Genomic DNA, 21,247 nt, shown 5'->3' on the forward strand with positions numbered 1-21,247 from the left:
CGGCCCTTCGTCCGCGTCCGGCGCGCCGCCGGACCACCCGGACCGGCGTGACGTGGCCCGATGCGCGCGACTCGAATGAGAATCGCCCCGCCGCGTCGTTCCGGTTCGAATGAGAATGCGCCGCAGTCGGATTCCCACCCGCGAAAACGAGTGACACGCGCCACATTCCGTGCCTATGGTGGGTTCCAGTGCGAGGTCGCGAAGGAGCGACAAGTGAGGCCACAGCGCCTGCCCTGCACCATCTTTCGTTCTTCGTATCCCGAGAGGATCCACCATGACCGCTGCCGTGCAACTTCCCACCGGACTGGCCCCCGAGGTCATCGACTTCCTCGCCCGGTCGAAGCAGATGTTCATCGACGGGGCGTGGACCGACGCCGCCTCGGGGCGGGTCTTCGAGACCGTCGACCCGGCCACCGGGCAGGTGCTCACGACGGTGCCGCACGCCGGGCCGGAGGACGTGGAGCGGGCCGTCAGGGCGGCCCGTCGCGCCTTCGAGGACGGCCCGTGGCGCGGGATCACGCCGGCCGAGCGGCAGCAGATCATCTGGCGGATCGGCGAGGGCATCGCGGCCCGGGCGGAGCAGTTCGCCCAGCTCGAGTCGCTCGACAACGGCAAGTCGGTGGCGGTGGCGCAGGCCGTCGACGTCACCTGGGCGGCCGAGATCTTCTACTACTACGCCGGCTGGGCCACGAAGATCGAGGGCCGCACGATCCCGGTGTCTGTGCCGTGGGCACCCGGGGCCCGTTTCCACGCCTTCACGCAGCGCGAGGCCGTGGGGGTCTGCGCGCAGATCATCCCCTGGAACTTTCCGCTGGTGATGGCCGCGTTCAAGGTCGCGCCGGCGCTGGCCTGCGGGAACACCACGATCCTCAAGCCCGCGGAGCAGACCCCGCTGACCGCGATCCTGCTCGCCGAGGTGCTCGCGGAGGCCGGAGTGCCGGCCGGCGTCTTCAACCTGATCACCGGCTTCGGCGATGTCGGCGCCTCCCTCGCCGAGCACGAGGACGTCGACAAGGTGGCCTTCACCGGCTCCACCGAGGTCGGCAAGAAGATCGTGCACGCCGCAGCGGGCAACCTGAAGAAGGTCTCGCTCGAGCTGGGCGGCAAGAGCCCGCAGGTGATCTTCGCCGACGCCGACCTCGAGGCCGCGATCCCCGGCGTCGCCAGCGGCTTCCTGTTCAACCACGGCCAGGCGTGCACCGCCGGCACCCGTATCCTCGTCGAGGACGCCGTCTTCGACGACTTCACCGCCGGTCTTGCGGAGTTCGCGGCGTCGCAGAAGATCGGGCCGGGCCTCGATCCGTCGAACGACATCGGCCCGCTCATCTCGCAGGAGCAGCTGTCCAAGGTCACGGGCTACATCGACGCCGGGATCGCCGACGGCGCCCGCGCCCTCTCGGGCGGGAAGCGGCACGGGGACAGCGGCTTCTACGTCGAGCCCACCCTGCTGGTGGACGTGACGAGAGACTTCAGCGTGTACCAGGAGGAGATCTTCGGACCGGTCGCCGTGGCCGTGCCCTTCGATCCCGCCGCGGGCGTCCGCGCCGCGGCGAACGACACCCCGTACGGTCTGGCAGCGAGCGTCTGGACCCGCGACGTCTCGAAGGCGCACACGATCGCCTCGCAGATCAAGGCCGGCACCGTCTGGATTAACTGCCACAACGCCTTCGACACCGCGCTGCCCTTCGGCGGTTACAAGCAGTCCGGATGGGGCCGCGAGCTCGGCGAGGGCGCGATCGCGGAATACACGCAGGGCAAGTCCGTCAACATCGCTCTGTAGGGATCCGCCATGTCCACCTCCTCCGCCGCCCCGCACCGCCTCTCCGGCGGGCTGGGGCCCGGTGCCATCGTCTTCATGGTCGTCGCGGCCGCCGCGCCGCTGACCGTGATCGCCGGGACGGTGCCCCTGGGCATCTCCGCCGGCAACGGCGCCGCCTATCCCGCGTCCTACGTCGTGTGCACGGTGATCCTGCTGTTCTTCGCCGTAGGCTTCACCGCGATGTCGCGGCGGGTGCCCGGCGCGGGCGCCTTCTACACGTACATCACACACGGGCTGGGACGGCACGTCGGCCTCGGCGCCGCCTTCCTCGCGCTGCTCACGTACAGCGCGGTGCAGGGCGCCGTGTACGGCTACATCGGGGCGGCGATCGACACCTTCGTCGCGGGCCACGGCGGACCGTCGGTGCCCTGGTACGTGTGGTCGCTCGCGATGATGGCCGTGGTCGGCCTCCTCGGCTACCGGCACATCGACCTGTCCGGCAAGGTGCTCGGCGTCCTGCTGATCTGCGAGGTCGGGATCGTGCTCGCGATCGACGCGGCGGTGCTGGTCACCGGCGGCGCGTCCGGGCCGTCGACGGCGGCCCTCCGTCCGGCCGAGTTCCTCTCCGGCGCCCCCGGTGTCGCGCTGATCTTCGCCGTCGCCGGGTACATCGGCTTCGAGGCGACGGCGGTCTTCCGCGACGAGGCGCGCGACCCCGAGCGCACCATCCCCCGCGCGACCTACCTGGCGCTGCTGGTGATCGGCGGCTTCTACGCCCTCTCCAGTTGGTCGGTCGTGACCGCCTGGGGCGACGACGGTGCCGTCGCGCTCGCCGGGGCGAACCCCGAGGGCATGGTGGTGGACACGGCCGTGCGGTACCTCGGCGCGACGGCCGGCGACCTCGTCGAGGTGCTCCTCATCACCAGCCTGTTCGCCGCGCTGCTGTCCTTCCACAACGTGCTGGCCCGGTACATCTTCTCGCTCGGCAACAGCGCCGCGCTACCGGCGCGGTGCGGCCGCTCGCACGTGCGGCACTCCTCGCCCTACGTCGCGTCGGTGGTGCAGACGGTGTCGGCGCTGGTCCTGGTCATGGTCTCCGCGGCGGCGGGCCTCGATCCGGTGACCGAGGTCTTCGCCTGGTTCGCCGGGATCGCCTCGGTCGGCGTCGTGGCGCTGATGACGCTCACGTCGGTGGCCGTGCTCGTCTACTTCCGGCGGGACGGATCCGATTCCCGCCGCTGGAACACCCGGATCGCGCCCGTCCTCGGCCTCGCGGGACTGACGGTGCTGCTGGCCATGACCGTGGCCAACATGCCGCTCCTGGTGGGCGGCTCGCGTCCCCTCGCCGTCGTCGTGGGCGCGCTTCTGGCGGCCGTCTTCCTCGGCGGCGTCGCCCTGGCGCTGCTGCGTCCCGCAGCGGCCCGTCCCCGCCCCTCCCCGCCATCCGGCGGAACAGCAACCACCCCTGAAGAACCCGAGAAGGAGATCGCACGATGAGCACCACACTCGACCCCGCGGACACCGGCGTATCGACGGCCGCGATCCCGGTCACGCACCCCCTGGTCCCGTTGCAGGCGCACGAGATCCGCACCGCCAAGCAGGTCCTCGGCGCGGCCGGGCTCCTCGGCGACGCCGTCCGGTTCGTCTACGTCGGTCTGGAGGAGCCGCACAAGCAGGTGGTCCTGTCCTTCACCCCCGGCGATCCGATCGAGCGCCGCGCCCGGGTGATGCTGCTCGACCGGGCCACCGGCGCCGGCTCGGACCACGTCGTCTCCATCACCGGACGCACCGTCGTCGGCTCGACGCAGCTGGATTCCCGCACGCAGGGACAGGTCCCGATCATCGACGAGGAGTTCGAGGACATCGAGAAGTACCTCCTCGACAGCGCGGACTGGCTCGCCGCGATGAGCAAGCGCGGCATCGAGCCCGCCAAGGTCCGCGCGGTCCCCCTCTCGGCCGGCGTCTTCGGCCACGAGGACGAGGTGGGCCACCGGCTGTGCCGGGTGCTCGCCTTCCACCAGGACGACGGTGCCGACCTGCCCTGGGCGCACCCCATCGACGGCGTGGTCGCCTACGTCGACCTCACCGAGGGCCGGGTGACGAAGGTGATCGACGAGATCGAGCTGCCCGTGCCCGCCGACCGCGGCGAGTGGAACGCGGCCCCGCACGGCACGCCGACGCCCCGCACCGATCTCAAGCCGATCGAGATCACCCAACCCGAGGGCCCGAGCTACCGCATCGACGGCAACGAGATCACCTGGGCCGATTGGAAGTTCCGGTTCGGATTCGACGTCCGCGAGGGCCTGACCCTGCACACGATCTCGGTCGCCGACGGCGGCGTGGAACGGCCCGTCGTGTACCGCGCATCGATCGCCGAGATGGTGGTCCCCTATGCCGACCCGTCGCCGGTGCGCTACTGGCAGAACTACTTCGACCAGGGCGAGTACCTGTTCGGCCGGTACACCAACGCGCTGGAGCTGGGTTGCGACTGCCTGGGGGAGATCCAGTACTTCGACGCCGTCATCGCCGACGAACAGGGCGAGCCGCGCGTGATGAAGAACGCGATCTGCATGCACGAGGAGGACTTTGGCGTGCTGTGGAAGCACACTGACATGTTCAACGGCATGGCCGAGACCCGGCGTTCGCGGCGCCTCGTGATCTCCTTCTTCCTCACCATCGGCAACTACGACTACGGCTTCTACTGGTACCTGTACCTGGACGGCACCATCGAGCTGGAGGCCAAGGCCACGGGCATCGTCTTCAGCTCCGCGTATCGCGGCCCCGAGGGCTTCTCCACCGAGATGGCGCCGGGCCTAGGTGCCCCCTTCCACCAGCACATGTTCTCCGCCCGCCTCGACATGGCTGTGGACGGCACCACCAACACGGTGACCGAGGTGGATGCCGTACGCGTGCCGATGGGGCCGGAGAACCCGTGGGGCAACGCCTTCCGGCAGCAGAAGACGGTGCTCGCCACCGAGGCCGCGGGCGCCCGCCTCGCGGACAATCTCAAAGCCCGCGTGTGGCACGTGACGAACCCGAACAAGAAGAACTACCTGGGCCAGGAGGTGGGCTACGCGCTCCACCCCGAGGGGCAGCCGGCGCTGCTGGCGGACCCGTCGAGCTCGATCGCGGCGCGCGCGGCCTTCGCGACCAAGCACCTGTGGGTGACCCGCTACGACGAGGCGCAGCGCTACCCGTCCGGCGATTACGTGAACCAGAACCCCGGCGATGCGGGCCTGCCGTCGTACATCGCGGGGAACCGGCCGCTCGAGGGCGAGGACGTGGTCCTCTGGCACACCTTCGGGCTGACCCACTTCCCGCGGCCCGAAGACTGGCCCGTGATGCCGGTGGACTACGCCGGTTTCAAGCTCAAGCCGGTCGGCTTCTTCGACCGCAACCCCGCACTCGACGTGCCGTCGGGGCCGAAGAAGTCGCACTGCTGCAGCGGCGATTGATCGCGAGAACAGGCGAATCCGGCCCTACGAGCCGCGGAGCGGACTCATGGGGCCGGATTCGGCGCTTTCTCGATGGTGCGCGTCAGTTCCCGTCGGGCGATGCCGGGTCGTCGCCCGAGGGCTGCCCCGCCACCGGCTCGGTGAGGGTGGGCGGCTCCGCGGTCGCGACCGGAGCCGTCGGTCCTGCGCTCGCGGACCGCGCTGCGTGTGCGGCGGACCCGTCGGGCGGAGCCGCCGAGGCCTGTCGGGCCTCGTCGGCGACGGCGGCCTTGGCCGCTTGCCGCATCTCGAGGGCGTCGCTCACGGCGTCGCCGATCTCTCGTGCGACGTCGGCGACGGCGGTGGTGATGATCGTCGCGATCCGGCCGACGCGGATGGCCGTCGACTCGACAGCCTCCTGCGCCGCGTCCTTGCGCCGCTCCAGCTTGCCCACGTCCGCGCCCTCCTGCAGTCCGGCCTAGACCGACACCATCTCACGCTCTGCCGCGCGCTGCCAGCCCGCCTTGGCGAGGGCCTTCGACGCGGCGTCCGCGTGCCGGGCGCGCTCGATGGTCACGGCCAGGTCCGGCTCCTGCTTCGTCCAGCGGTTCGGCAGCGAGAGCTTCGCGATCTTCTTCCACGTCGAGCCGAGCTGGCCGCGGAGCGAGCCGGTGTTGTAGGGCAGGCCGAACTCCTCGCACGTCGCGCGGACCTCGGCGGCGATCTCCGGGTAGCGGTTGGCGGGGATGTCGGGGAACAGGTGGTGCTCGATCTGGAAGCTCAGGTTGCCGCTCATGATGTGGAACAGGCGGCCGCCGTCGATGTTCGCGGAGCCCAGCATCTGCCGGACGTACCACTCACCGCGCGTCTCGTCGGCCGTCTCCTCCTTGGTGAAGGTCTGCACTCCCGACGGGAAGTGACCGCAGAAGATGATGGAGAAGGTCCACAGATTGCGGATCAGGTTCGCGGACATGTTGCCCAGGAAGGTCAGCGGGAACAGCGGGCCGGTGAGCGCCGGGAAGATGACGTAGTCCTTGAGGACCTGCTTGCCGGCCTTCTTCCGCATCCCGGCGACGAGCTCCTTGATGTCGCCCCACTTGCGCTCGCCCTTGACGATCCGTTCGGCCTCGAGGTCGTGCAGCATGACACCCCACTGGAAGAACACCATGAGCGCGCTCGCGTAAGCGAGGTTGCCCAGGTAGTAGGGGTTCCACTTCTGTTCGGGGGCCATGCGCAGGATGCCGTAGCCGATGTCGCGGTCCATGTCGAGGACGTTGGTGAACGTGTGGTGCAGGTAGTTGTGGCTGTGCTTCCACTGATCGGCGGGGCACACGGTGTCCCACTCGAACTCGCGGGAGTTCAGGCCCGGCTCGCGCATCCAGTCGTACTGGCCATGCATCACGTTGTGGCCGATCTCCATGTTGTCGAGGATCTTCGACACGCCCAGGGAGCCCACGGCCAGCGGCCACAGCGGAGGCAGGTACATCATGGCGCGGCCCGCGATCTCGAAGCCGCGCTGCGCGCGCACGATCTTGTAGATGTACTCGCGGTCCTTGGCACCCAGGTCGTTCACGACGCGGGTGCGGATGGCGTCGAAGCGTTCGCCGATGGCCTCGACCTGCTCGGCGGTGAGGGTGATGTGCTCGGTCATGATGGACTCCCCTTCGAAGATGGTGGGCTACAGCGCGATCTCGACGTCGCCGACAGGCGCGCTGATGCAGAGCTGAATGTGCTGGTCGGGCTCGTCGTTCGTCTCGCCCGTGAGGATGTTCGTGGTGCAACCCGTCTTGCGGACCGCGGTGCAGGAGAAGCAGATGCCCATTCGGCAGCCGCTTTCGGGGAACAGGCCGGAGGCCTCGGCCTGATCGAGGATGCTGCGGCCGTCGTTGTCGACCTCGGTTCCGGCGTCGACGAAGCGCAGGGTGCCGGTCGCCTCGCCCGATGGCGCCGCCACCACGGGCGGGGTGAACTCCTCGACGCGGAGTTCGACGCCAGCGTCGGTGTACAGCTGTTTCGCGGTCTCGAGGAGCGCCGCCGGCCCGCAGGCGAAGCCGATGTCGCCGAGGTCCTCGAGGTGCTCGGGGCCGAGGTGGCGGCCGCCGGCGCGGGTGTACACGTAGGTCACCGAGACGTTCTGCCGGCGGGCGAGGCGGTCGAGCTCCTCGCGGTACGGGTTATCGGCGGAGTCGCGGCAGAAGTGCAGGACGTCGATCGCCCCGTCGTGCTCCTCGTCCACGAGCGTGCGCACGATCGAGAGTACGGGTGTGATGCCGCTGCCGCCACTGATGAGGCGGATCCGCCCGGGGCGGTCGCCGGGGGTTCCGGGCAGGGTGAAGGTGCCGGCGGCCGGGGTGAGCCCCAGCACGTCCCCGACCGCGAGGTTCTCGCGGAGGTGCTTGCTGACATGGCCGTCGGCGTCCGCGGTCACGGTGAACTCGAGATCGCCGCCCTGGTGCTGCGAGCCGGCGGGGGAGAAGCAGCGAGTCTGCCGGACGCCGTCGATCACGACGCTGACCTGGATGAACTGGCCTGCCTGGAAGCCCTCGAACTGGCGGGTGGGCGTCACACTGAAGGTCACGGTGCGGTCGCTGCGCCGGCTGACGGCGGTGACGCGGCCACGGATGTCGGTCCAGGTGACCATCGGGTCGACGAGCTCGAGGTAGCGGTCCACCGCGTGGGGGGTCAACACCGCCTCGATGACGGATCCGGCGAATCGAGTGAAGCGGCTCATGGCTGTGTTTCTCCGTTCAGTGCACGCTTGTACACTCACAGTATGCACGCAGTCGCCGCCTCCCCGTCAAGGAGTTGTTCCGTGACCTCGGCCACAGCCTCCCCCGCACCGCCCCGACGCAGGGGCGATAGACTGACACCCATGCCCAGACCGACCCCGCGCGCCGTCGAACGGCACACCCCGGGGCCGTCGCGGGCGGAGGCCAAGGAGCGCACGCGACAGACCCTGCTCGACGAGGCACTGGCCCTGGCCGGTGAACGCTCGTTCGCGAGCCTGTCGCTACGCGAGGTCGCCAAGGCGGCCGGCGTGGTGCCCACCGCGTTCTACCGCCACTTCGCCTCGATGGACGATCTCGGCGTCACTCTCGTCGAGGACGCGATGCGCGTGCTGCGCCGCATGCTTCGCGAGGGCCGGCGGGAGGGCGTGGCGCCCAGCGGCGCGGAGGCGATCCGCGTCGTCGCCAAGCAGGCCCGCACCAACGACGCGGAGTTCCAGTTCCTGGTGCGCGAGCGCTACGGCGGCTCCCCCGAGCTGCAGCGGGCGATCGACGTGGAGTTGCGGCTGTTCGCCAAGGAGCTCACGCATGACCTGTCGCGGATCCCCGCGCTCAACGAGTGGAACGTCGAAGACTTGGACATGATCGCCGACCTCTACGTCACGATCATGCTGGGTTTCGTCGCCGAGCTGGTGCGCATCGACGCCCGCAACACCCGCGACGAGGACGAGCTCATCGACCGCACCACCCGACAGCTCACCGTTGTGGCCCTGGGGTTGGCGACCTACGCCCCGCGCGAGCACTAGTCGCACGCCCGAGGATGTTCACGCGACCGCAACCGCGCGATCATCTACTTCGGCTAACTTTCTTCGCATGCGTACCGCAACCCGCCTCGCCGGATCGGTCGTCGTGGCGCTCGGCGTCACCGTCGCGACCGTCTCCCCCGCCTCCGCCGCCCTGCCCACCTGCGCGTTGTCGTCTCTGCCCGCGCAGGCGACCGACACCGCGAACCTGATCCACCAGGGCGGGCCCTTCCCGTATCCCAAGAACGACGGGGTGGTCTTCCAGAACCGCGAGGGCATCCTGCCCGCGCAGGCCTCGGGGTACTACCACGAGTACACAGTGCCGACGCCCGGCTCGTCGACACGGGGAGCGCGGCGGATCGTCACCGGCGGAACTCCGCTCACGTCCCCGCCCAATTGGTACTACACGGGCGACCACTACGCCTCGTTCTGCATCGTGACGGGAGCCTGATCGTGAAGACCTACACCGTGGACGGCAGCCGAGTGACCAGGACGGCCGACTTCTACACCGAGCTCGGCCGGGCAGTGAACGGCCCCGACGGCTACTTCGGGAGCAACCTCGACGCCCTCGTCGACTGCCTGCGCGGCGGCTTCGGCACCCCCGAGGACGAGCCCTTCAGGTTCCGCCTCACGCACGCCGACGAGGTCCGCGCCGCGCTCGGCGCGAAGTTCTACGCCGAGGTGCTGGACGTCTTCGCCACGTCAGGTGTCCCGTTCGCCGCGGAAGCGGACTCCGGACGGGCCGGGCGCACAAGCTGATCCGCCGAATCGCCCAGCCAACGGCGGCAGTGCGCAACGATTGCGGGATGACCACCCCTCAGACGCGCAGCGAGCACGACCTGCTCGGCGACATCGACGTCCCCGCCGACGCCTACTACGGCGCCCACACCGCCCGGGCGCTCCTGAACTTCCCGATCACGGGCGTACCCATCGCGATCCACACGCACCTCGTGAACGCCTTGGCCTCCGTGAAACAGGCCGCGGCGTCGGCGAATCGGCAGCTGGGGCTGCTCGACGAGGAGCGGTCAGCGGCGATCGTCGCGGCCTGCGAGCGGATCCGCGGCGGCGGGCTGCACGAGTGGTTCGTGGTCGACACCATCGCGGGCGGCGCCGGCACGTCGACGAACATGAACGCCAACGAGGTGATCGCCAACGCCGCGCTGGAACACCTGGACCGACCCAAGGGCGACTACGCCGCGCTGCACCCGCTCGACCACGTGAATCTGGGCCAGAGCACCAACGACGTCTACCCGACCGCGATCAAGATCGCCCTCATCACCCAGCTCGCCGAGCTGGCCGAGGCGCTGACGGAGCTACGGGGCACCTTCGCCGCGAAGTCCGACGAGTTCGCGGGCATCCTCAAGATGGGCCGCACCCAGCTGCAGGACGCCGTGCCGATGACGCTCGGGCAGGAGTTCGGCGCCTTCGCCACGACGCTCGGCGAGGACATCGTGCGGCTGCAGGAGGCGACGCGCCTGCTGCACGAGCTCAACATCGGCGGCACCGCGATCGGCACCGCCCTCAACGCCCACCCCGGATACCGCCGCAAGGTCATCGAGCAACTGCGCGAGGTCACGGGCATCCACGAGCTGGTCGGCGCGACCGACCTCATCGAGGCGACCGCCGACGTCGGCGTCTTCGTCCAGCTCTCCGGGGTGCTCAAGCGGATCGCGGTGAAGCTGTCGAAGACCTGCAACGACCTGCGGCTGCTGTCCTCGGGCCCGCGCGCCGGCCTCGCGGAGATCCATCTGCCCGCGGTCCAGGCCGGGTCGTCGATCATGCCGGGCAAGGTCAACCCCGTCATCCCCGAGGTGGTGAACCAGATCGCCTACGAGGTGATCGGCCACGACGTCACCATCACCATGGCCGCCGAGGGCGGGCAGCTGCAGCTCAACGCCTTCGAACCGATCATCGCGCGCTCGTTGGTCGAGTCCATCGCACACCTCACCCGCGGGGCCCGCGTACTCGGCGAGCGCTGCGTCTCCGGAATCACCGCGAACCGGGAACGGCTGGAGCAGATGGTCGCCGAATCCATCGGCGTCGTCACTGCGCTGAGCCCCACCATCGGCTACGCCGCAGCGACGTCCGTCGCCGCCGAGGCGCTCGAGTCCGGGCGGGGCGTCGTCGAGATCGTGCGCGAACGCGCCCTGCTCGACGAGGATGTGCTCGCCTCACTCCTGAGCCCCGAGTACCTCACCGGGCATCCGCCCCACGCCCTGCAGCCGGGCGACGACGCGCCGGCGGCAGGACGTGGCGAGTAGTCCGCCGGCCGGAGAAGCACCCGAATACGGCTCCGCACCAGAGCATCCAGGCGGGCCTCGGGCCGAAGGTCACGATCGCGCGCCGGCGGGGTCGAGCGGCTCCGAGGTCACGGAGAGGTACTCGAGCCGGCATCGTCGGCTGCGCGGCGAGCCCGGACGATCGTGCTACTTTTCTCGCGGTACACCGAACATCGCCGGTACCGGAGGACGAGCATGACTGACGAGGGTTTCGACAACCTGCTGGCGACGATGGCGGAGATGTCCCGCAACATCGCGCAGACGAATTCTCTCGACAGCACACTCGAGAGCGTCACGGGCGCCTGTGTCGAGTTGATTCCGCACGTGGCGGGCGCCTCGATCCTGATCGTCGAAGGGCCGGAGAAGTACGGTTCCCTCGCGCCGACCTCAGCACTGACTGAAAAGCTCGACGCACTCCAGCACCGGTTCCAGCAGGGCCCCTGCTGGGACGCGGCGACCACCAACCCCGCCACCCGCGCACCCGACCTCCGCAGCGACGACCGCTGGCCTGAATTCGCGCCCGCCGCGGTGGAAGCGGGAATCCTCAGCATGCTCTCGTTCCGGCTGTTCACCTTCGATTCCCGGGTCGGCGCGTTGAACCTGTTCTCCGAGAAGGTCGATGGCTTCGGCGACGAATCCGAGACCGTCGGCGGGATGTTGGCGACACAAGCCGCGACGGCCCTCATCGCCAACGATCGCGCTTTGCAATTCCGCTCCGCTCTGGCCAGCCGAGACATCATCGGGCAGGCCAAGGGAATGCTCATGGAGCGATTCGACGTAGACGCCGTGCGCGCCTTCGAACTTCTGGCCCGCGTATCCAGCGACAGCAACGTTCCCCTGGCGACGATCGCAGAACGCGTGGTCGAGAAGGGGTCCGCGAGCCGCGATCCCAGGTGATCCCACCGAGTCCTGCACCGCCTGCGGGAACGCCTCTCCCGGTACGGCATCCGTGCTAGTCTTCCGCCGTACCGAAGCGATGATCGCTTCGCGTGCATTCGCATTGAGACCACGGTGCGGCCGCTCAACCGATCGGCGTCGTTGACGCCCTCGGTGTGGACGCGCGCCGTCGGCTTGTCCCGCAGAGCATCACGGACCGCCGGTCTCTGCGCGTCCTCCCAGCGAGTGGCCCCACGAGGTTTCCGCACAGAAGGAGGAGACAATGCAGCTCTCGACAACGGTGATCGAGGCGAACCTGGGATTCGACGGCATAGGCTGGATCGCCTGGATCATCATCGGTGGCATCGCGGGGTGGCTCGCGAGCAAGATCATGGGAACTGATGCGCAGCAAGGACTGTTCCTCAACATCGTGGTGGGCATCGTCGGCGGCGTCGTCGGCGGGATCATCCTCAGGTTCCTCGGCGTTTCCACAGCCGGTGCCGGATGGATCCTCACTCTGCTCACCGCGCTCGCGGGGTCGTGCGTTCTGCTGTTCGTCGTGGGCCTGGTCACCGGACGACGGGGATAAGGGGTAGCGACGATGAGACGACTGGAATCGACCCGTTCCGTGGCAGTGATCGCCGCTCTCGCAGCGGCACTGGCGCTGGGCGGATGCACGAAAGCCGGCGCCGACACCACGTGTAAGGACTTCGTCGCGATGTCCGAGGCCGACCAGACCGAGCAGGTCCAGAAGATGTACAAGGACAAGCACGGCGAGGAGCCGGCAGCGGGTGCGGCGACCGCACTGCGAGCGGAGGCGATCGCCTACTGCAAGACCGCGGGCAAGGAGGACACCAAGATCAAGGAGGTCCCGATCTCCTGATCGACCGCGCCCGGCGAGCACGGGGCCGGGCCGCTGGCGGGCGAGGGTGACCCCGTTCGCCGGCGCGACCGCGCGGACTCCCGATCTGCTCCGCCGGGACCGGAACCGGGTGCCACTAATCCAGCCCGTTCTCCAATGCGTACCGCGCCAACTCGACGCGGTTGCCGAGCTGCAGCTTCCGCAGCGTGGCCTGCACGTGGTTCTCGACGGTGCGATGGCTCAGGTGCAGGCGGGTGGCGATCTGCTTGGCGGACAGGCCCTTCGCCACCAGCCGCAGCACCTCCGTCTCGCGGGCGGTCAACCCGGGACCTGCGGGCTCGGGCGCCGACGCCATGCGCCGGAACTCGCCCAGCACCAGCCCGGCGAGGCCCGGCGTGAACACCGGCTGCCCCGCGGCAGTGGCGTGCACGGCGGCCACCAGGTCCTCCGCGGAGGCGCTCTTGACCAGGTAACCGCACGCGCCGGCCTTCACGGCCTCGACCACATCGTCCCGCTCGTCGGAGGCGGAGAGGATCAGCACCTGCGCCTTCGGCGCGGCCTCGAGCACCAACGCGGTGCCCGCGGCGCCGTTCCCGTCGGGCAGCGACATGTCCATGAGCACCACGGACGGCTGCACCGCGCCGGCGATCCGCCCCGCTGCGGCCACCGAATCGGCGGTGCCGGCCACGACGAGGCCGCGCGCCTCGAGGTCGCGGGCCACCGCCTCGCGCCACATCGGGTGATCGTCCACCACCAGCACGGAAATACCCGCCGGGTCTACGTTCGCGGTCGTCACAGCACTCGTCTCCTCATCACCGGCGGTCATTGCTCGGGCATCGACCGTGGCACCGACAACTCCCATTCCGCCCCTTCGTCGACGCCCGTCGTCAGTTCGGCGCGGCCGCCCAGCGCCCGCATCCGTCCGACGATGGACTCCGACACCCCCAGTCTGCCCTCCGCCCGCGCGGCATCGAGCCGTCCCGGCGCGATTCCGGCGCCGTCGTCGCGCACGGTGACCAGCACGGCGTCGTCGAGATCCTCGAGCAGTAGGTACGAGCGCGCTCCCGGACCGGCGTGCAGCGCGGTGTTGTCGAGCGCGTTCCGCACAGCCGCGGCCACCTCGGCGGCAGGCCCGGCCGGCAGCAGCACCGCCCCGCCGGGCTCCGCGAGGGTCACCGTCGACGACGCGAGCGGCCGCAGCAGGTCCCGCAGGTCGACGGTGCCGCCCGCTTCGGGGGCCGGGGCCGGGCCCACCGGCGTCTCCGCGATCAGGTGCCGCAGCGCCCGCTCCTGCTGCGCGGCCAGCTCTCCGAGCGCACCCAGCTCCGTTCCGGGATCGCCGAGCTCGGCGCACCGTCGGGCGAGGAAGGCAAGGGCCTGCAGCACCCCGTCGTGCACCTCCCGGGCGAGGCGCTCCCGGGCCCTGGCCTCCGCCGCGACACGCTCGGCCTCGCGGAGCTGCTCCTGCGAGCGGATCGCGACGCGAGCGGCGACGCCGAGCCCCAGGCCGACCGCCATGAACACGGGATAGTTGGCATCCCGGACGATGGTCTCGGGGAACGTACCGCGGTAGATCGCGTTGACGACGGCGATGGCGACGCCGCCGGCCATACCCGCGACGGGTCCGCCGAGGATCGCGGCCGAGACCACCGGATTGGTGAGCCACAACGTGGTGGGAAGCGCCTGGTTGTTCGCGGTGAACTCGGGCGAGGCCACCCAGACGGTGCCCAGGGCGAGCACCGCGGCGGCCACGAACTCGCCGGTCACGAAGGCGCGGTTGCGACCGAAGCCGCGCACATAGCCGAGGCCGGCGATCAGGCTGACCGCTACGACCGCGCCGATCATCACCCAGCTCCAGCCGATCCGCTGGTACCGGTCGGCCTCGTCGATCTGCCTGCCCACCGCATACACGACCGACAGCGCACGGAACCACTGCGCGCCGCGCCACAGCGGCGCGCGGGGGTCGCCGTCGGACGCGTGCCTGCCGGCTGCGTCGCCGGCCGACTCGACGCGCCGCAGCCGCGATGCGAGGCCTTCCATGTGCCCACGTTAACCGCTGAGTAGGCTGGCGCCGATGCAGCCAGACGACGACGCGCCCTCCCCCGGCGCCGTGTCCTCCAGCGGCCCGCCGCCCGAGGACACGCCATCGAAGGACCCCGCCGTGACCCGGCGGCGGCTGAGGTGGGTCCGTCGAGCGCTGCTGCTGGTGGTCGCGATCGTCCTCGGGGTCGAGGTCTACCTGTTCGGCCCGACGGTCTCCAAATCCATCCGCGAGCTGGAACACATCCGCTGGGAATGGGTCGTGGCCTGCGTGATCGCGGTCTTCTTCTCGATGGACTCGTTCGCCCAGGTGACGCGGGTCCTGCTGCGCTCGGCGGGCGTGAAAGTGACGCAGCGGCAAGCGCTAGGCCTGCAGATGGCCTCGAACTCCGTCTCGCAGACGATGCCGGGCGGGCAGGTACTCGCGCCCACCCTGGTCTACCGGCGCACCCGCATGTGGGGCGCCTCGCGGGTCATCGCGGCCTGGCAGATCGTCATGAGCGGCCTGCTCATGTCTGCCGGCCTCGCCGTGCTCGGCCTCGTGGGCGCGCTCATGGCCGGCGCGAAGTCGAGCCCCTACTCGGTGATCTTCTCGGTCGGCATGCTCGTCGTCTTCATCGTGCTCGTGCAGTACGTCGCCTCGCACCCCGACGGGCTCTACGTCGTCGGCGCCCGCCTGATCCGCTGGATCAACGACCTGCGGAATAAGCCCGAGGACACCGGCCTCGCCCGCCTGCGCGAGGTGATCGAGCAGCTCCAGGCCGTGAAGATGAGCCGCCGCTACGGCGCCGAGGCCTTCGGCTGGTCGATGTTCAATTGGATCGCCGACGTGGCCTGCCTCGCCTTCGCCTGCTACGCCGTCGGCGACGCCCCCGGGCTGGCCGCACTCGCCGGCGCGTACGCGGCGTCGAAGGTGGTCAACTCCATCAGCCCGATCCCCGGCGGACTGGGCCTCGTCGAGGCGGCCCTAGTCCCCGCCCTCGTCCTCGCCGGCATGCCCGCGAGCCAGGCCTTCACCGCGACCATCCTCTATCGCCTGGTCAGCTACGTCCTCGTGGTCATCATCGGCTGGGTCGTGTTCTTCGTCTCGTACCGCAGCACGATGGATGTCGATCCCGACGCCCCGGACAAGAACGGCGAGAAGCCGTCCCAGAAGGCAGGCGCGACGTCGCGAGAGGTCGCGGACTCCGCGCCGCCCGAGCACGACGGCCCGCCGGACGACGGCGCACCGTCGACCGGAACCGGTCCCGACCAGCGAATTTAGCGCGCCCCAACCGGCGGTCAAGGGCTGGCGGGCATCGTCGTCCCTGTGAGCGCGAGACCCGCAGCGCTCACGGCGCCCCGGAGTGGAGGGGGGCGAGGGGGTCAGGCCCGGTCGGGGCTGCGGTTGGGAGGACCGCGCCCCGGCCGCGTGCCGTCACGACCCCGCGATCCGATTCCCGGCAGGAGCCGCAGATCAATTACCGTTGCCGTATGCGCATCCCGGTCATCGCCGCCCTCGACGTGGTCTTCGTTCTGCTGTTCGTGGTGATCGGCCGGTTCAATCACAACGAGGCCTTCTCGCCGGCCGGGTTCGCCGAGACCGCGTGGCCCTTTCTCCTCGCGCTCGCCGTGGGCTGGGCGTTCACCTACGTGCTCGCAGCCCTGCGCGGCCACGAGCCGGGCCGCGCCGCCACCTTCGCCCCGGGGCGCGTCTTCCCCGCCGGCGTCATCATCTGGGTCTCGACGGTGGCCTTCGGCATGACGGCCCGCGGGCTGCTCACGTCGAAGGGCGTCGAGGTCAGCTTCGTCATCGTCGCGACGATCGCGCTCGGCGTGTTCCTGCTGGGCTGGCGCGCCGTCGCCCGCGCGGTCCTGTCCCGTCGTGCGAAGGCGAGGCAGGAGACCGCCGCCTGACCCGGACGGTACCCGCCTACTTCAGGTACGCGCCTGCGACCTGCAGTGATCCGGCGCCGGAGCGCTCGCCGCTGACCAGGATCGCGAAGGCCTGGTCGCCGCGGTAGCCGATGAACCAGCCCGGCCCCTCGGGGCCGTTGGTGCCCACGAGCCCCTTGGCCTTGGTCGACACGAGATCGCTGCCGTCGCCCGACGCGGAGACGGTCGCGTCCACCTTCGCGCGCACGGCCTTGAGGATCTTCTCGTCGACGTCACCGAGCGGCGCGCTGGGCTTCGCGGTCTGCCCCTGCACCACGTACGGCGCCGTGGTCTTGCCCTTGGCGATCGCGGCGGCGAAGACCGCCATGCCGAACGGGGTGGCCTTGACGGTGTCGGCGCCGAGCTCGGCGGCGCCCCGGCCGCCCGTGCCGGGCAGCTCTGCGGTCTTCGTCGTCACGCCCGTCATGGCGAAATCGGTGCCCATGCCGAGCGGGGCGAGCAGCTTCGCCTGCTTGCCGGCATCGTTCCCGGCGGCGGCGTTGACCTCGCTGTAGAGCGGCTGTAGTACGGGGCCCGTGGTGGCGAGACCGGTGAGCGCCCCGTCGACGGAGATGCTGCTCGCCTGCGTGTTCTGTGCGGCGGCGAGCACGGCGCCGGTGGAGATGGAGAGCACGACCATCGCGGCGGGCTGTCCTAGCTGGACTACGGCGTTCTCAACGTCGAGCTGCACCTTGGGGTCCATCGCGGTCCGCAGGTCGGGACCGGGCGGGCCCTGGAAGCCGACGATCTTGGTGGGCGGCTTCCCGTTGGTGAGCAGCTGCACCTCCCAGCCGGCCGTCGCGTCGCGGTTGGCCTGCCAGGCGCCCTTGATGCCGTCGAAGAGAGGTGAGAACAGCTGCCGGTTGGCGATGAGCAGGTCGCCCGCCGTGGTGTCCTGCAGGCCCGGGACGGCCGTGAGCGCGTCGCCGAGGACCCCGTAGTCGTCGTCCCGCAGGTCGACGACGGGCACCGGCTTGCCGGGGTTCGCCTTCGCCTTCGCGGCGAGGGATTCGGGTGTGACGAGCGGCGCGACCGGGGAGACGATCTTCGCGACCCGGTTCAGGCTGTCGGTCAGGTTCTTGGTCTTGTTCGGATCGACGGTGAGCCGGTGCACGGTGCCCGCGAACATCAGCTCCGACTTGTCGGCGGCGAAGACCTTCGGCGCCTTCGCGTCGGTGCGGATCTGCCGGATCGAGGTATCGGGCGTCAGACCTGGCGCGAGCACCGCGGGGTCCCAGGAGATGCGCCAGCCGATGGACAGCTGCGAGGCACTGCCCTTCGTGGTGTAGTCCCAGTCCCGGCCGTCGCCGAAGTTCCAGTGCGTCTTCACGTCGAAGGTGGCGTTGCCGCCCGAGTAGCGCTGCACGTTGGAGGCGGTGACCTCGACGGACTTCGCATTCATGTCGCGCAGCGTGCGGCCGATGACGCCGCCCGCTGCGTCGGGCGAGGAGGTGAAGGCGGCGGCCGCGACGGCCTTGCCCTCACCCAACGCCGTGCCGTAGCCGTCGAGCATCTTCTGCACCTCGGCGACGGCGCTGTCGCTGCACGCGGCCAGCCCGGAGCCCAGTGTGAGGAGGAGTGCGGAAGCCACCGCGGCGGCGCTGTACCGTGCCCGGCCGCTGCGTCTCACGTGGTCTCCTCGCTGCTCATGGTGTGTTCGGCATCCCTGGCCGCGAAGTTTACCGGTCCTCACATGGCATCCTTGGGATATGGAACGGTTGCTGCGCTCGGGGGACCGCGCCGCGTCGTTGATGCCGGGCGTCCAATCACGCCACTGCTTCTCGTTCGGGGATCACTACGATCCGGACAATACGCACCACGGCGTCCTGCTCGCGTGCAACGCGGAGCAGGTCGCGGCGGGTACGGGCTTCGACACGCACCCGCACCGCGCCGTCGAGATCGTCACCTGGGTCCTGTCCGGTTCGCTCGTTCACCAAGACAGCGAGGGACACGCCGGGCTCGTCCATCCCGGCCTCGCCCAGCGGATGAGCGCGGGCACGGGCGTGCTGCACTCCGAGCGCAACGATCGCCCCGATCCCGCCGGCGCCGACGTCCGATTCGTCCAGATGTGGGTGCTGCCCGACGAGCCCGGCGGCGCACCGTCGTACGAGCAGCGGGACGTCGACGCCGAGCTCGCGGCGGGCGGCCTGGTCCCCGTCGCCTCGGGCGACCCCGCGCAGGACGCGGCGATCCGGATCGGCAACCGCGGCGCCACCCTGTTCGCGGCGCGCCTGGCGCCCGGCCGCGCCCTCGACCTGCCGGACGCGCCCTTCGGGCACCTCTACCTGGCCGACGGCGCCGTGGTCACCGAGTCCCCGGAGGGCCCGGTCGGTCTGGCCGACGGCGACTCGCTGCGCACCGTGGGGGACGGTCGGCGCGTGACCGCCGGTCCCGACGGTGCCGAGCTCCTGTTCTGGCGCATGCGCAACCGCCTGGGCGGATGACCGGCCCGCCGGAGACCGACTACGGCAGGGGCCGGTCCGAGGGCACGACGAGGTAGCTGGGCTTCTTCGGGTCGATGAGCACGTGCTGCGGCCGGAACCGCGTCTCCGACGTCACCGGACCCACGGTCATCGACTTGATCAGGTTCAACGCGAAGACGTCCACCCGCAGCCGGTGCCCCGGCTTGAGTACGGCGCTGACCGCATGGGTCGCGATGTCGAGCTCGACCACCTGCCCGGGCTTGACCAGCTGCCGCTGGGCCAGGTCCAGCTCGTAGTGCGGCGCGGTGTAATCGCCACCCGCCGTACGGATGCTGCGCGATTCGTCGATCTGCCGCAGCGAGGTGGTCAGCTGTCCGGAGCTGATCACCTCGGATCGGCCGTCGGGCGAGACGTCGGTGACCATGACGCTCCAGTACGCGTCGCGCGCGTCTTGCGTGGTGGTCAGATGCAGGTTGATCGGACCGGAGACCACCGTCGACTTGCTGACCGGTTTCGAGCTGAAGGTGAGCCCGTTCATCTCGGCCACGCGGTTATCGGCGGCGCAGCCCTGGAAGACGAGCAGGCCGAACATCGCCTGCCCGGTGTCGTTGGAGCACAAGGTCGTCAGGCCGGGGCCGACAGTGCGCCGCGCCGCGATCTTCGGCGGCGCGGTCTGCAGGCTGTTGTCCGACAGGGAACCCGGCGCCGAGCCCGAAGGGAGGCTCGACAGGTACATCCGCTGGTACTTCTGGTCGGGCTCGGGGAAAGTGTCGCCCTGCCACCAGCCGCCGCCCTTGCGGTGCACCGTGACCGGAGCGTAGTTGTCGATGCCGTTGTCCTCGTCCTTGAGCCACTTGTCGAACCACGCCTTCTGCAGCACGTCCGCGCGGGCGGGCTGGTTCACGCCGCCCATGTCGTGCGTGACCGTCACGTGGTACGAGTCGCCCATGATGAGCTTCTTCTTGCTCTTCGGGAGGCTGCTCAGCTCGGTCGGCAGGCGCCACTCGGTGTTCGTGAACAGGTCGTGCCAGCCGCCGAGGGCGAAGGTCGGCGTGGTGATCTTGTCCAACGGGGTGCGGTAGGCAGCGCGGAGCGGCGAATTCTTGTCGACCAGATCCTTGGTCTTCGGGTCGAGCTGTTCGACGGTGGGCGAGAAGACGCCGGAGAGCAGCTGCGGCACGAAGACCGCGGGGTTCTGGATCCGGTCGCGCAACCACGTCCAGTCGAAGGTGCCGTTGAGCATCGACCGCACGTCGGGGACGAACTTGAGGATGTTGACCAGCGCCAGCCACGGGCCGAGGAAGCCGACGCCGAGGCCGCCGCCGGGCGCGATGATGTCGGCCGCCAGGTCGGCGCCCGGCACGACGGGGAACAGCGCCTGCAGGCCCTTCGGGTTCTTCGCTGCCACCTGCAGCTGGTTGATGCCCGAGTACGAGACGCCCGTCATGCCCATCCGGCCGTTGGTCCAGGGCTGGTTCCGCACCCAATCCAGCACCTCGACGGTGTCCTCCTGCTCGCGTTGGGCGAAGACCTGCCACACGCCCTGCGAGTTGCCGGTGCCGCGCACGTCGACCACGACCTGGGTGTAACCGTTCTGCACGAGCTTGCGGTCGACGCCGGTGAACGAGTTCGCCATGCCTCCGTTGAGCACGTCGCGCAGGTCGTTCACGCCGGCGATCGGGGTGCCGGCGAAATTGAACAGGTTGAGTACCCCGATGAGCGCATCCGAGAGCACCGGGGTGTTCACCGCGATCTGCGATAGCGCGCTCACGAACTTCGTGTACGGCGTCATGTTGACGATCGTCGGGGTCTTCGTCGTGATCGCCCGACCCGCGGCGTCAGCGGGCCGGAAGACGTTCGCCTTGAGGACGGTGCCATCCGACATCCGGATCGGCACGTCCCAGTCCACGGTCATTCCCGGGTACTGGGTCGGGCCGTCGTGCGACGCAGTCCACTCGGGGTTGATCATGCCCGCGACGCCCGGCCCCGGGTTCCACGGCTCAGCACCGGATCGCGCGACGAGTCCGGGCACGGTGATCGACGTTCCGATCAGCACGAGCGCCGTGAGCAGGGCGGCCAGAGTCAGCCGCAGTCGCGGACGTATCAGCCCCATGGAGGAATCCCCTTTAAC

20 protein-coding genes are annotated in these 21,247 nt (G+C 69.9%); 13 read left to right on the forward strand and 7 right to left on the reverse strand.

Translation table 11 applies throughout. The features are described 5' to 3' along the window. Positions 1–274: 274 nt before the first annotated feature. Genes HNP44_RS15645 through HNP44_RS15655 form a run of 3 tightly spaced genes read left to right on the forward strand, consistent with a single transcriptional unit; the run spans position 275 to position 5,214 of the window. The gene (locus HNP44_RS15645) at positions 275–1,780 is read left to right on the forward strand and encodes an aldehyde dehydrogenase family protein (protein ID WP_259141940.1); all 1,506 of its coding nucleotides are present in this window, start codon (positions 275–277) and stop codon (positions 1,778–1,780) included. 9 nt (positions 1,781–1,789) lie between these two features. Next, a complete protein-coding gene (locus HNP44_RS15650) occupies positions 1,790–3,256 on the forward strand; it encodes an APC family permease (protein WP_259141941.1) in 1,467 nt (488 codons plus the stop codon). Further along, positions 3,253–5,214, forward strand: coding sequence for a primary-amine oxidase (locus tag HNP44_RS15655; RefSeq protein ID WP_259141942.1), 1,962 nt, complete (start codon positions 3,253–3,255; stop codon positions 5,212–5,214). The genes HNP44_RS15650 and HNP44_RS15655 overlap by 4 nt, the downstream gene beginning before the upstream one ends. A gap of 82 nt (positions 5,215–5,296) precedes the next feature. Here the strand turns inward: HNP44_RS15655 and HNP44_RS15660 are convergent, their stop codons facing one another. From HNP44_RS15660 to HNP44_RS15670, 3 genes are read right to left on the reverse strand one after another with little or no spacing between them, the layout of a single operon-like run. Then, a complete protein-coding gene (locus tag HNP44_RS15660) occupies positions 5,297–5,647 on the reverse strand; it encodes a hypothetical protein (protein WP_259141944.1) in 351 nt (116 codons plus the stop codon). Between the two features lie 24 nt (positions 5,648–5,671). Next, on the reverse strand, positions 5,672–6,844 hold the full coding sequence (locus tag HNP44_RS15665; protein ID WP_374758784.1) for a fatty acid desaturase family protein: 1,173 nt from the start codon (positions 6,842–6,844) through the stop codon (positions 5,672–5,674). Positions 6,845–6,871: 27 nt separating this feature from the next. Beyond that, positions 6,872–7,924: a flavin reductase family protein gene (locus tag HNP44_RS15670; RefSeq protein ID WP_259141946.1), complete on the reverse strand. Its 1,053-nt coding sequence runs from the start codon at positions 7,922–7,924 to the stop codon at positions 6,872–6,874. A gap of 141 nt (positions 7,925–8,065) precedes the next feature. On the opposite strand from HNP44_RS15670, the gene HNP44_RS15675 reads away from it, so the two are divergent. The 7 genes from HNP44_RS15675 (at position 8,066) to HNP44_RS15705 (ending at position 12,760) form a co-directional block, all read left to right on the forward strand. Beyond that, positions 8,066–8,725: a TetR family transcriptional regulator gene (locus HNP44_RS15675; protein WP_259141948.1), complete on the forward strand. Its 660-nt coding sequence runs from the start codon at positions 8,066–8,068 to the stop codon at positions 8,723–8,725. 67 nt (positions 8,726–8,792) lie between these two features. Next, positions 8,793–9,173 carry a ribonuclease domain-containing protein gene (locus tag HNP44_RS15680; RefSeq protein ID WP_224651943.1) on the forward strand — a complete coding sequence of 127 codons (381 nt, stop codon included), beginning with the start codon at positions 8,793–8,795 and terminating at the stop codon, positions 9,171–9,173. A 2-nt stretch (positions 9,174–9,175) separates the two neighbouring features. Next, positions 9,176–9,481, forward strand: a complete 306-nt coding sequence (locus tag HNP44_RS15685) for a barstar family protein (RefSeq protein WP_259141949.1) — start codon at positions 9,176–9,178, stop codon at positions 9,479–9,481. 47 nt (positions 9,482–9,528) lie between these two features. Next, a complete protein-coding gene (locus tag HNP44_RS15690) occupies positions 9,529–10,983 on the forward strand; it encodes an aspartate ammonia-lyase (RefSeq protein WP_259141950.1) in 1,455 nt (484 codons plus the stop codon). A gap of 213 nt (positions 10,984–11,196) precedes the next feature. Further along, the gene (locus tag HNP44_RS15695) at positions 11,197–11,898 is read left to right on the forward strand and encodes a GAF and ANTAR domain-containing protein (RefSeq protein ID WP_259141953.1); all 702 of its coding nucleotides are present in this window, start codon (positions 11,197–11,199) and stop codon (positions 11,896–11,898) included. A gap of 262 nt (positions 11,899–12,160) precedes the next feature. Then, positions 12,161–12,466, forward strand: a complete 306-nt coding sequence (locus HNP44_RS15700) for a GlsB/YeaQ/YmgE family stress response membrane protein (RefSeq protein ID WP_259141956.1) — start codon at positions 12,161–12,163, stop codon at positions 12,464–12,466. 12 nt (positions 12,467–12,478) lie between these two features. After that, positions 12,479–12,760 (forward strand): hypothetical protein, encoded by a 282-nt coding sequence (locus HNP44_RS15705; RefSeq protein WP_259141957.1) that lies wholly within the window; start codon positions 12,479–12,481, stop codon positions 12,758–12,760. Between the two features lie 115 nt (positions 12,761–12,875). Here the strand turns inward: HNP44_RS15705 and HNP44_RS15710 are convergent, their stop codons facing one another. Continuing rightward, on the reverse strand, positions 12,876–13,535 hold the full coding sequence (locus tag HNP44_RS15710) for a response regulator (RefSeq protein WP_259141958.1): 660 nt from the start codon (positions 13,533–13,535) through the stop codon (positions 12,876–12,878). Between the two features lie 26 nt (positions 13,536–13,561). Then, entirely contained in the window at positions 13,562–14,779 is a 1,218-nt protein-coding gene (gene macS, locus HNP44_RS15715; RefSeq protein ID WP_259141959.1) for a MacS family sensor histidine kinase, read from the reverse strand. Positions 14,780–14,813: 34 nt separating this feature from the next. Here macS and HNP44_RS15720 point away from each other — a divergent pair, with 34 nt between their 5' ends. Both HNP44_RS15720 and HNP44_RS15725 read left to right on the forward strand, forming a co-directional pair. Next, positions 14,814–16,043, forward strand: coding sequence for a lysylphosphatidylglycerol synthase transmembrane domain-containing protein (locus HNP44_RS15720; protein WP_259141960.1), 1,230 nt, complete (start codon positions 14,814–14,816; stop codon positions 16,041–16,043). A gap of 209 nt (positions 16,044–16,252) precedes the next feature. Beyond that, positions 16,253–16,675 carry a DUF3054 domain-containing protein gene (locus HNP44_RS15725; RefSeq protein ID WP_259141961.1) on the forward strand — a complete coding sequence of 141 codons (423 nt, stop codon included), beginning with the start codon at positions 16,253–16,255 and terminating at the stop codon, positions 16,673–16,675. Between the two features lie 16 nt (positions 16,676–16,691). Here the strand turns inward: HNP44_RS15725 and HNP44_RS15730 are convergent, their stop codons facing one another. Then, positions 16,692–18,323, reverse strand: coding sequence for an NTF2-like N-terminal transpeptidase domain-containing protein (locus tag HNP44_RS15730; RefSeq protein ID WP_259141962.1), 1,632 nt, complete (start codon positions 18,321–18,323; stop codon positions 16,692–16,694). Between the two features lie 79 nt (positions 18,324–18,402). On the opposite strand from HNP44_RS15730, the gene HNP44_RS15735 reads away from it, so the two are divergent. Continuing rightward, the gene (locus HNP44_RS15735) at positions 18,403–19,137 is read left to right on the forward strand and encodes a pirin family protein (protein WP_259141964.1); all 735 of its coding nucleotides are present in this window, start codon (positions 18,403–18,405) and stop codon (positions 19,135–19,137) included. A gap of 19 nt (positions 19,138–19,156) precedes the next feature. On the opposite strand, the gene HNP44_RS15740 is transcribed toward HNP44_RS15735, so the two are convergent. Next, positions 19,157–21,229, reverse strand: coding sequence for a CocE/NonD family hydrolase (locus tag HNP44_RS15740; protein ID WP_259141966.1), 2,073 nt, complete (start codon positions 21,227–21,229; stop codon positions 19,157–19,159). Positions 21,230–21,247: the final 18 nt, after the last annotated feature.

Source organism: Tsukamurella ocularis (assembly GCF_024807615.1).
Lineage (GTDB): Bacteria > Actinomycetota > Actinomycetes > Mycobacteriales > Mycobacteriaceae > Tsukamurella > Tsukamurella ocularis.

What these genes read in the sequence shown, in the direction of transcription:
- HNP44_RS15645 (WP_259141940.1), top strand. Translation starts at nt 275, where the DNA reads ATGACCGCTGCCGTGCAACTTCCCACCGGACTGGCCCCCGAGGTCATC.
- HNP44_RS15650 (WP_259141941.1), top strand. Translation starts at nt 1,790, where the DNA reads ATGTCCACCTCCTCCGCCGCCCCGCACCGCCTCTCCGGCGGGCTGGGG.
- HNP44_RS15655 (WP_259141942.1), top strand. Translation starts at nt 3,253, where the DNA reads ATGAGCACCACACTCGACCCCGCGGACACCGGCGTATCGACGGCCGCG.
- HNP44_RS15665 (WP_374758784.1), bottom strand. Translation starts at nt 6,844, where the DNA reads ATGACCGAGCACATCACCCTCACCGCCGAGCAGGTCGAGGCCATCGGC.
- HNP44_RS15670 (WP_259141946.1), bottom strand. Translation starts at nt 7,924, where the DNA reads ATGAGCCGCTTCACTCGATTCGCCGGATCCGTCATCGAGGCGGTGTTG.
- HNP44_RS15675 (WP_259141948.1), top strand. Translation starts at nt 8,066, where the DNA reads ATGCCCAGACCGACCCCGCGCGCCGTCGAACGGCACACCCCGGGGCCG.
- HNP44_RS15680 (WP_224651943.1), top strand. Translation starts at nt 8,793, where the DNA reads ATGCGTACCGCAACCCGCCTCGCCGGATCGGTCGTCGTGGCGCTCGGC.
- HNP44_RS15690 (WP_259141950.1), top strand. Translation starts at nt 9,529, where the DNA reads ATGACCACCCCTCAGACGCGCAGCGAGCACGACCTGCTCGGCGACATC.
- HNP44_RS15695 (WP_259141953.1), top strand. Translation starts at nt 11,197, where the DNA reads ATGACTGACGAGGGTTTCGACAACCTGCTGGCGACGATGGCGGAGATG.
- HNP44_RS15700 (WP_259141956.1), top strand. Translation starts at nt 12,161, where the DNA reads ATGCAGCTCTCGACAACGGTGATCGAGGCGAACCTGGGATTCGACGGC.
- HNP44_RS15705 (WP_259141957.1), top strand. Translation starts at nt 12,479, where the DNA reads ATGAGACGACTGGAATCGACCCGTTCCGTGGCAGTGATCGCCGCTCTC.
- macS (WP_259141959.1), bottom strand. Translation starts at nt 14,779, where the DNA reads ATGGAAGGCCTCGCATCGCGGCTGCGGCGCGTCGAGTCGGCCGGCGAC.
- HNP44_RS15720 (WP_259141960.1), top strand. Translation starts at nt 14,814, where the DNA reads ATGCAGCCAGACGACGACGCGCCCTCCCCCGGCGCCGTGTCCTCCAGC.
- HNP44_RS15725 (WP_259141961.1), top strand. Translation starts at nt 16,253, where the DNA reads ATGCGCATCCCGGTCATCGCCGCCCTCGACGTGGTCTTCGTTCTGCTG.
- HNP44_RS15735 (WP_259141964.1), top strand. Translation starts at nt 18,403, where the DNA reads ATGGAACGGTTGCTGCGCTCGGGGGACCGCGCCGCGTCGTTGATGCCG.
- HNP44_RS15740 (WP_259141966.1), bottom strand. Translation starts at nt 21,229, where the DNA reads ATGGGGCTGATACGTCCGCGACTGCGGCTGACTCTGGCCGCCCTGCTC.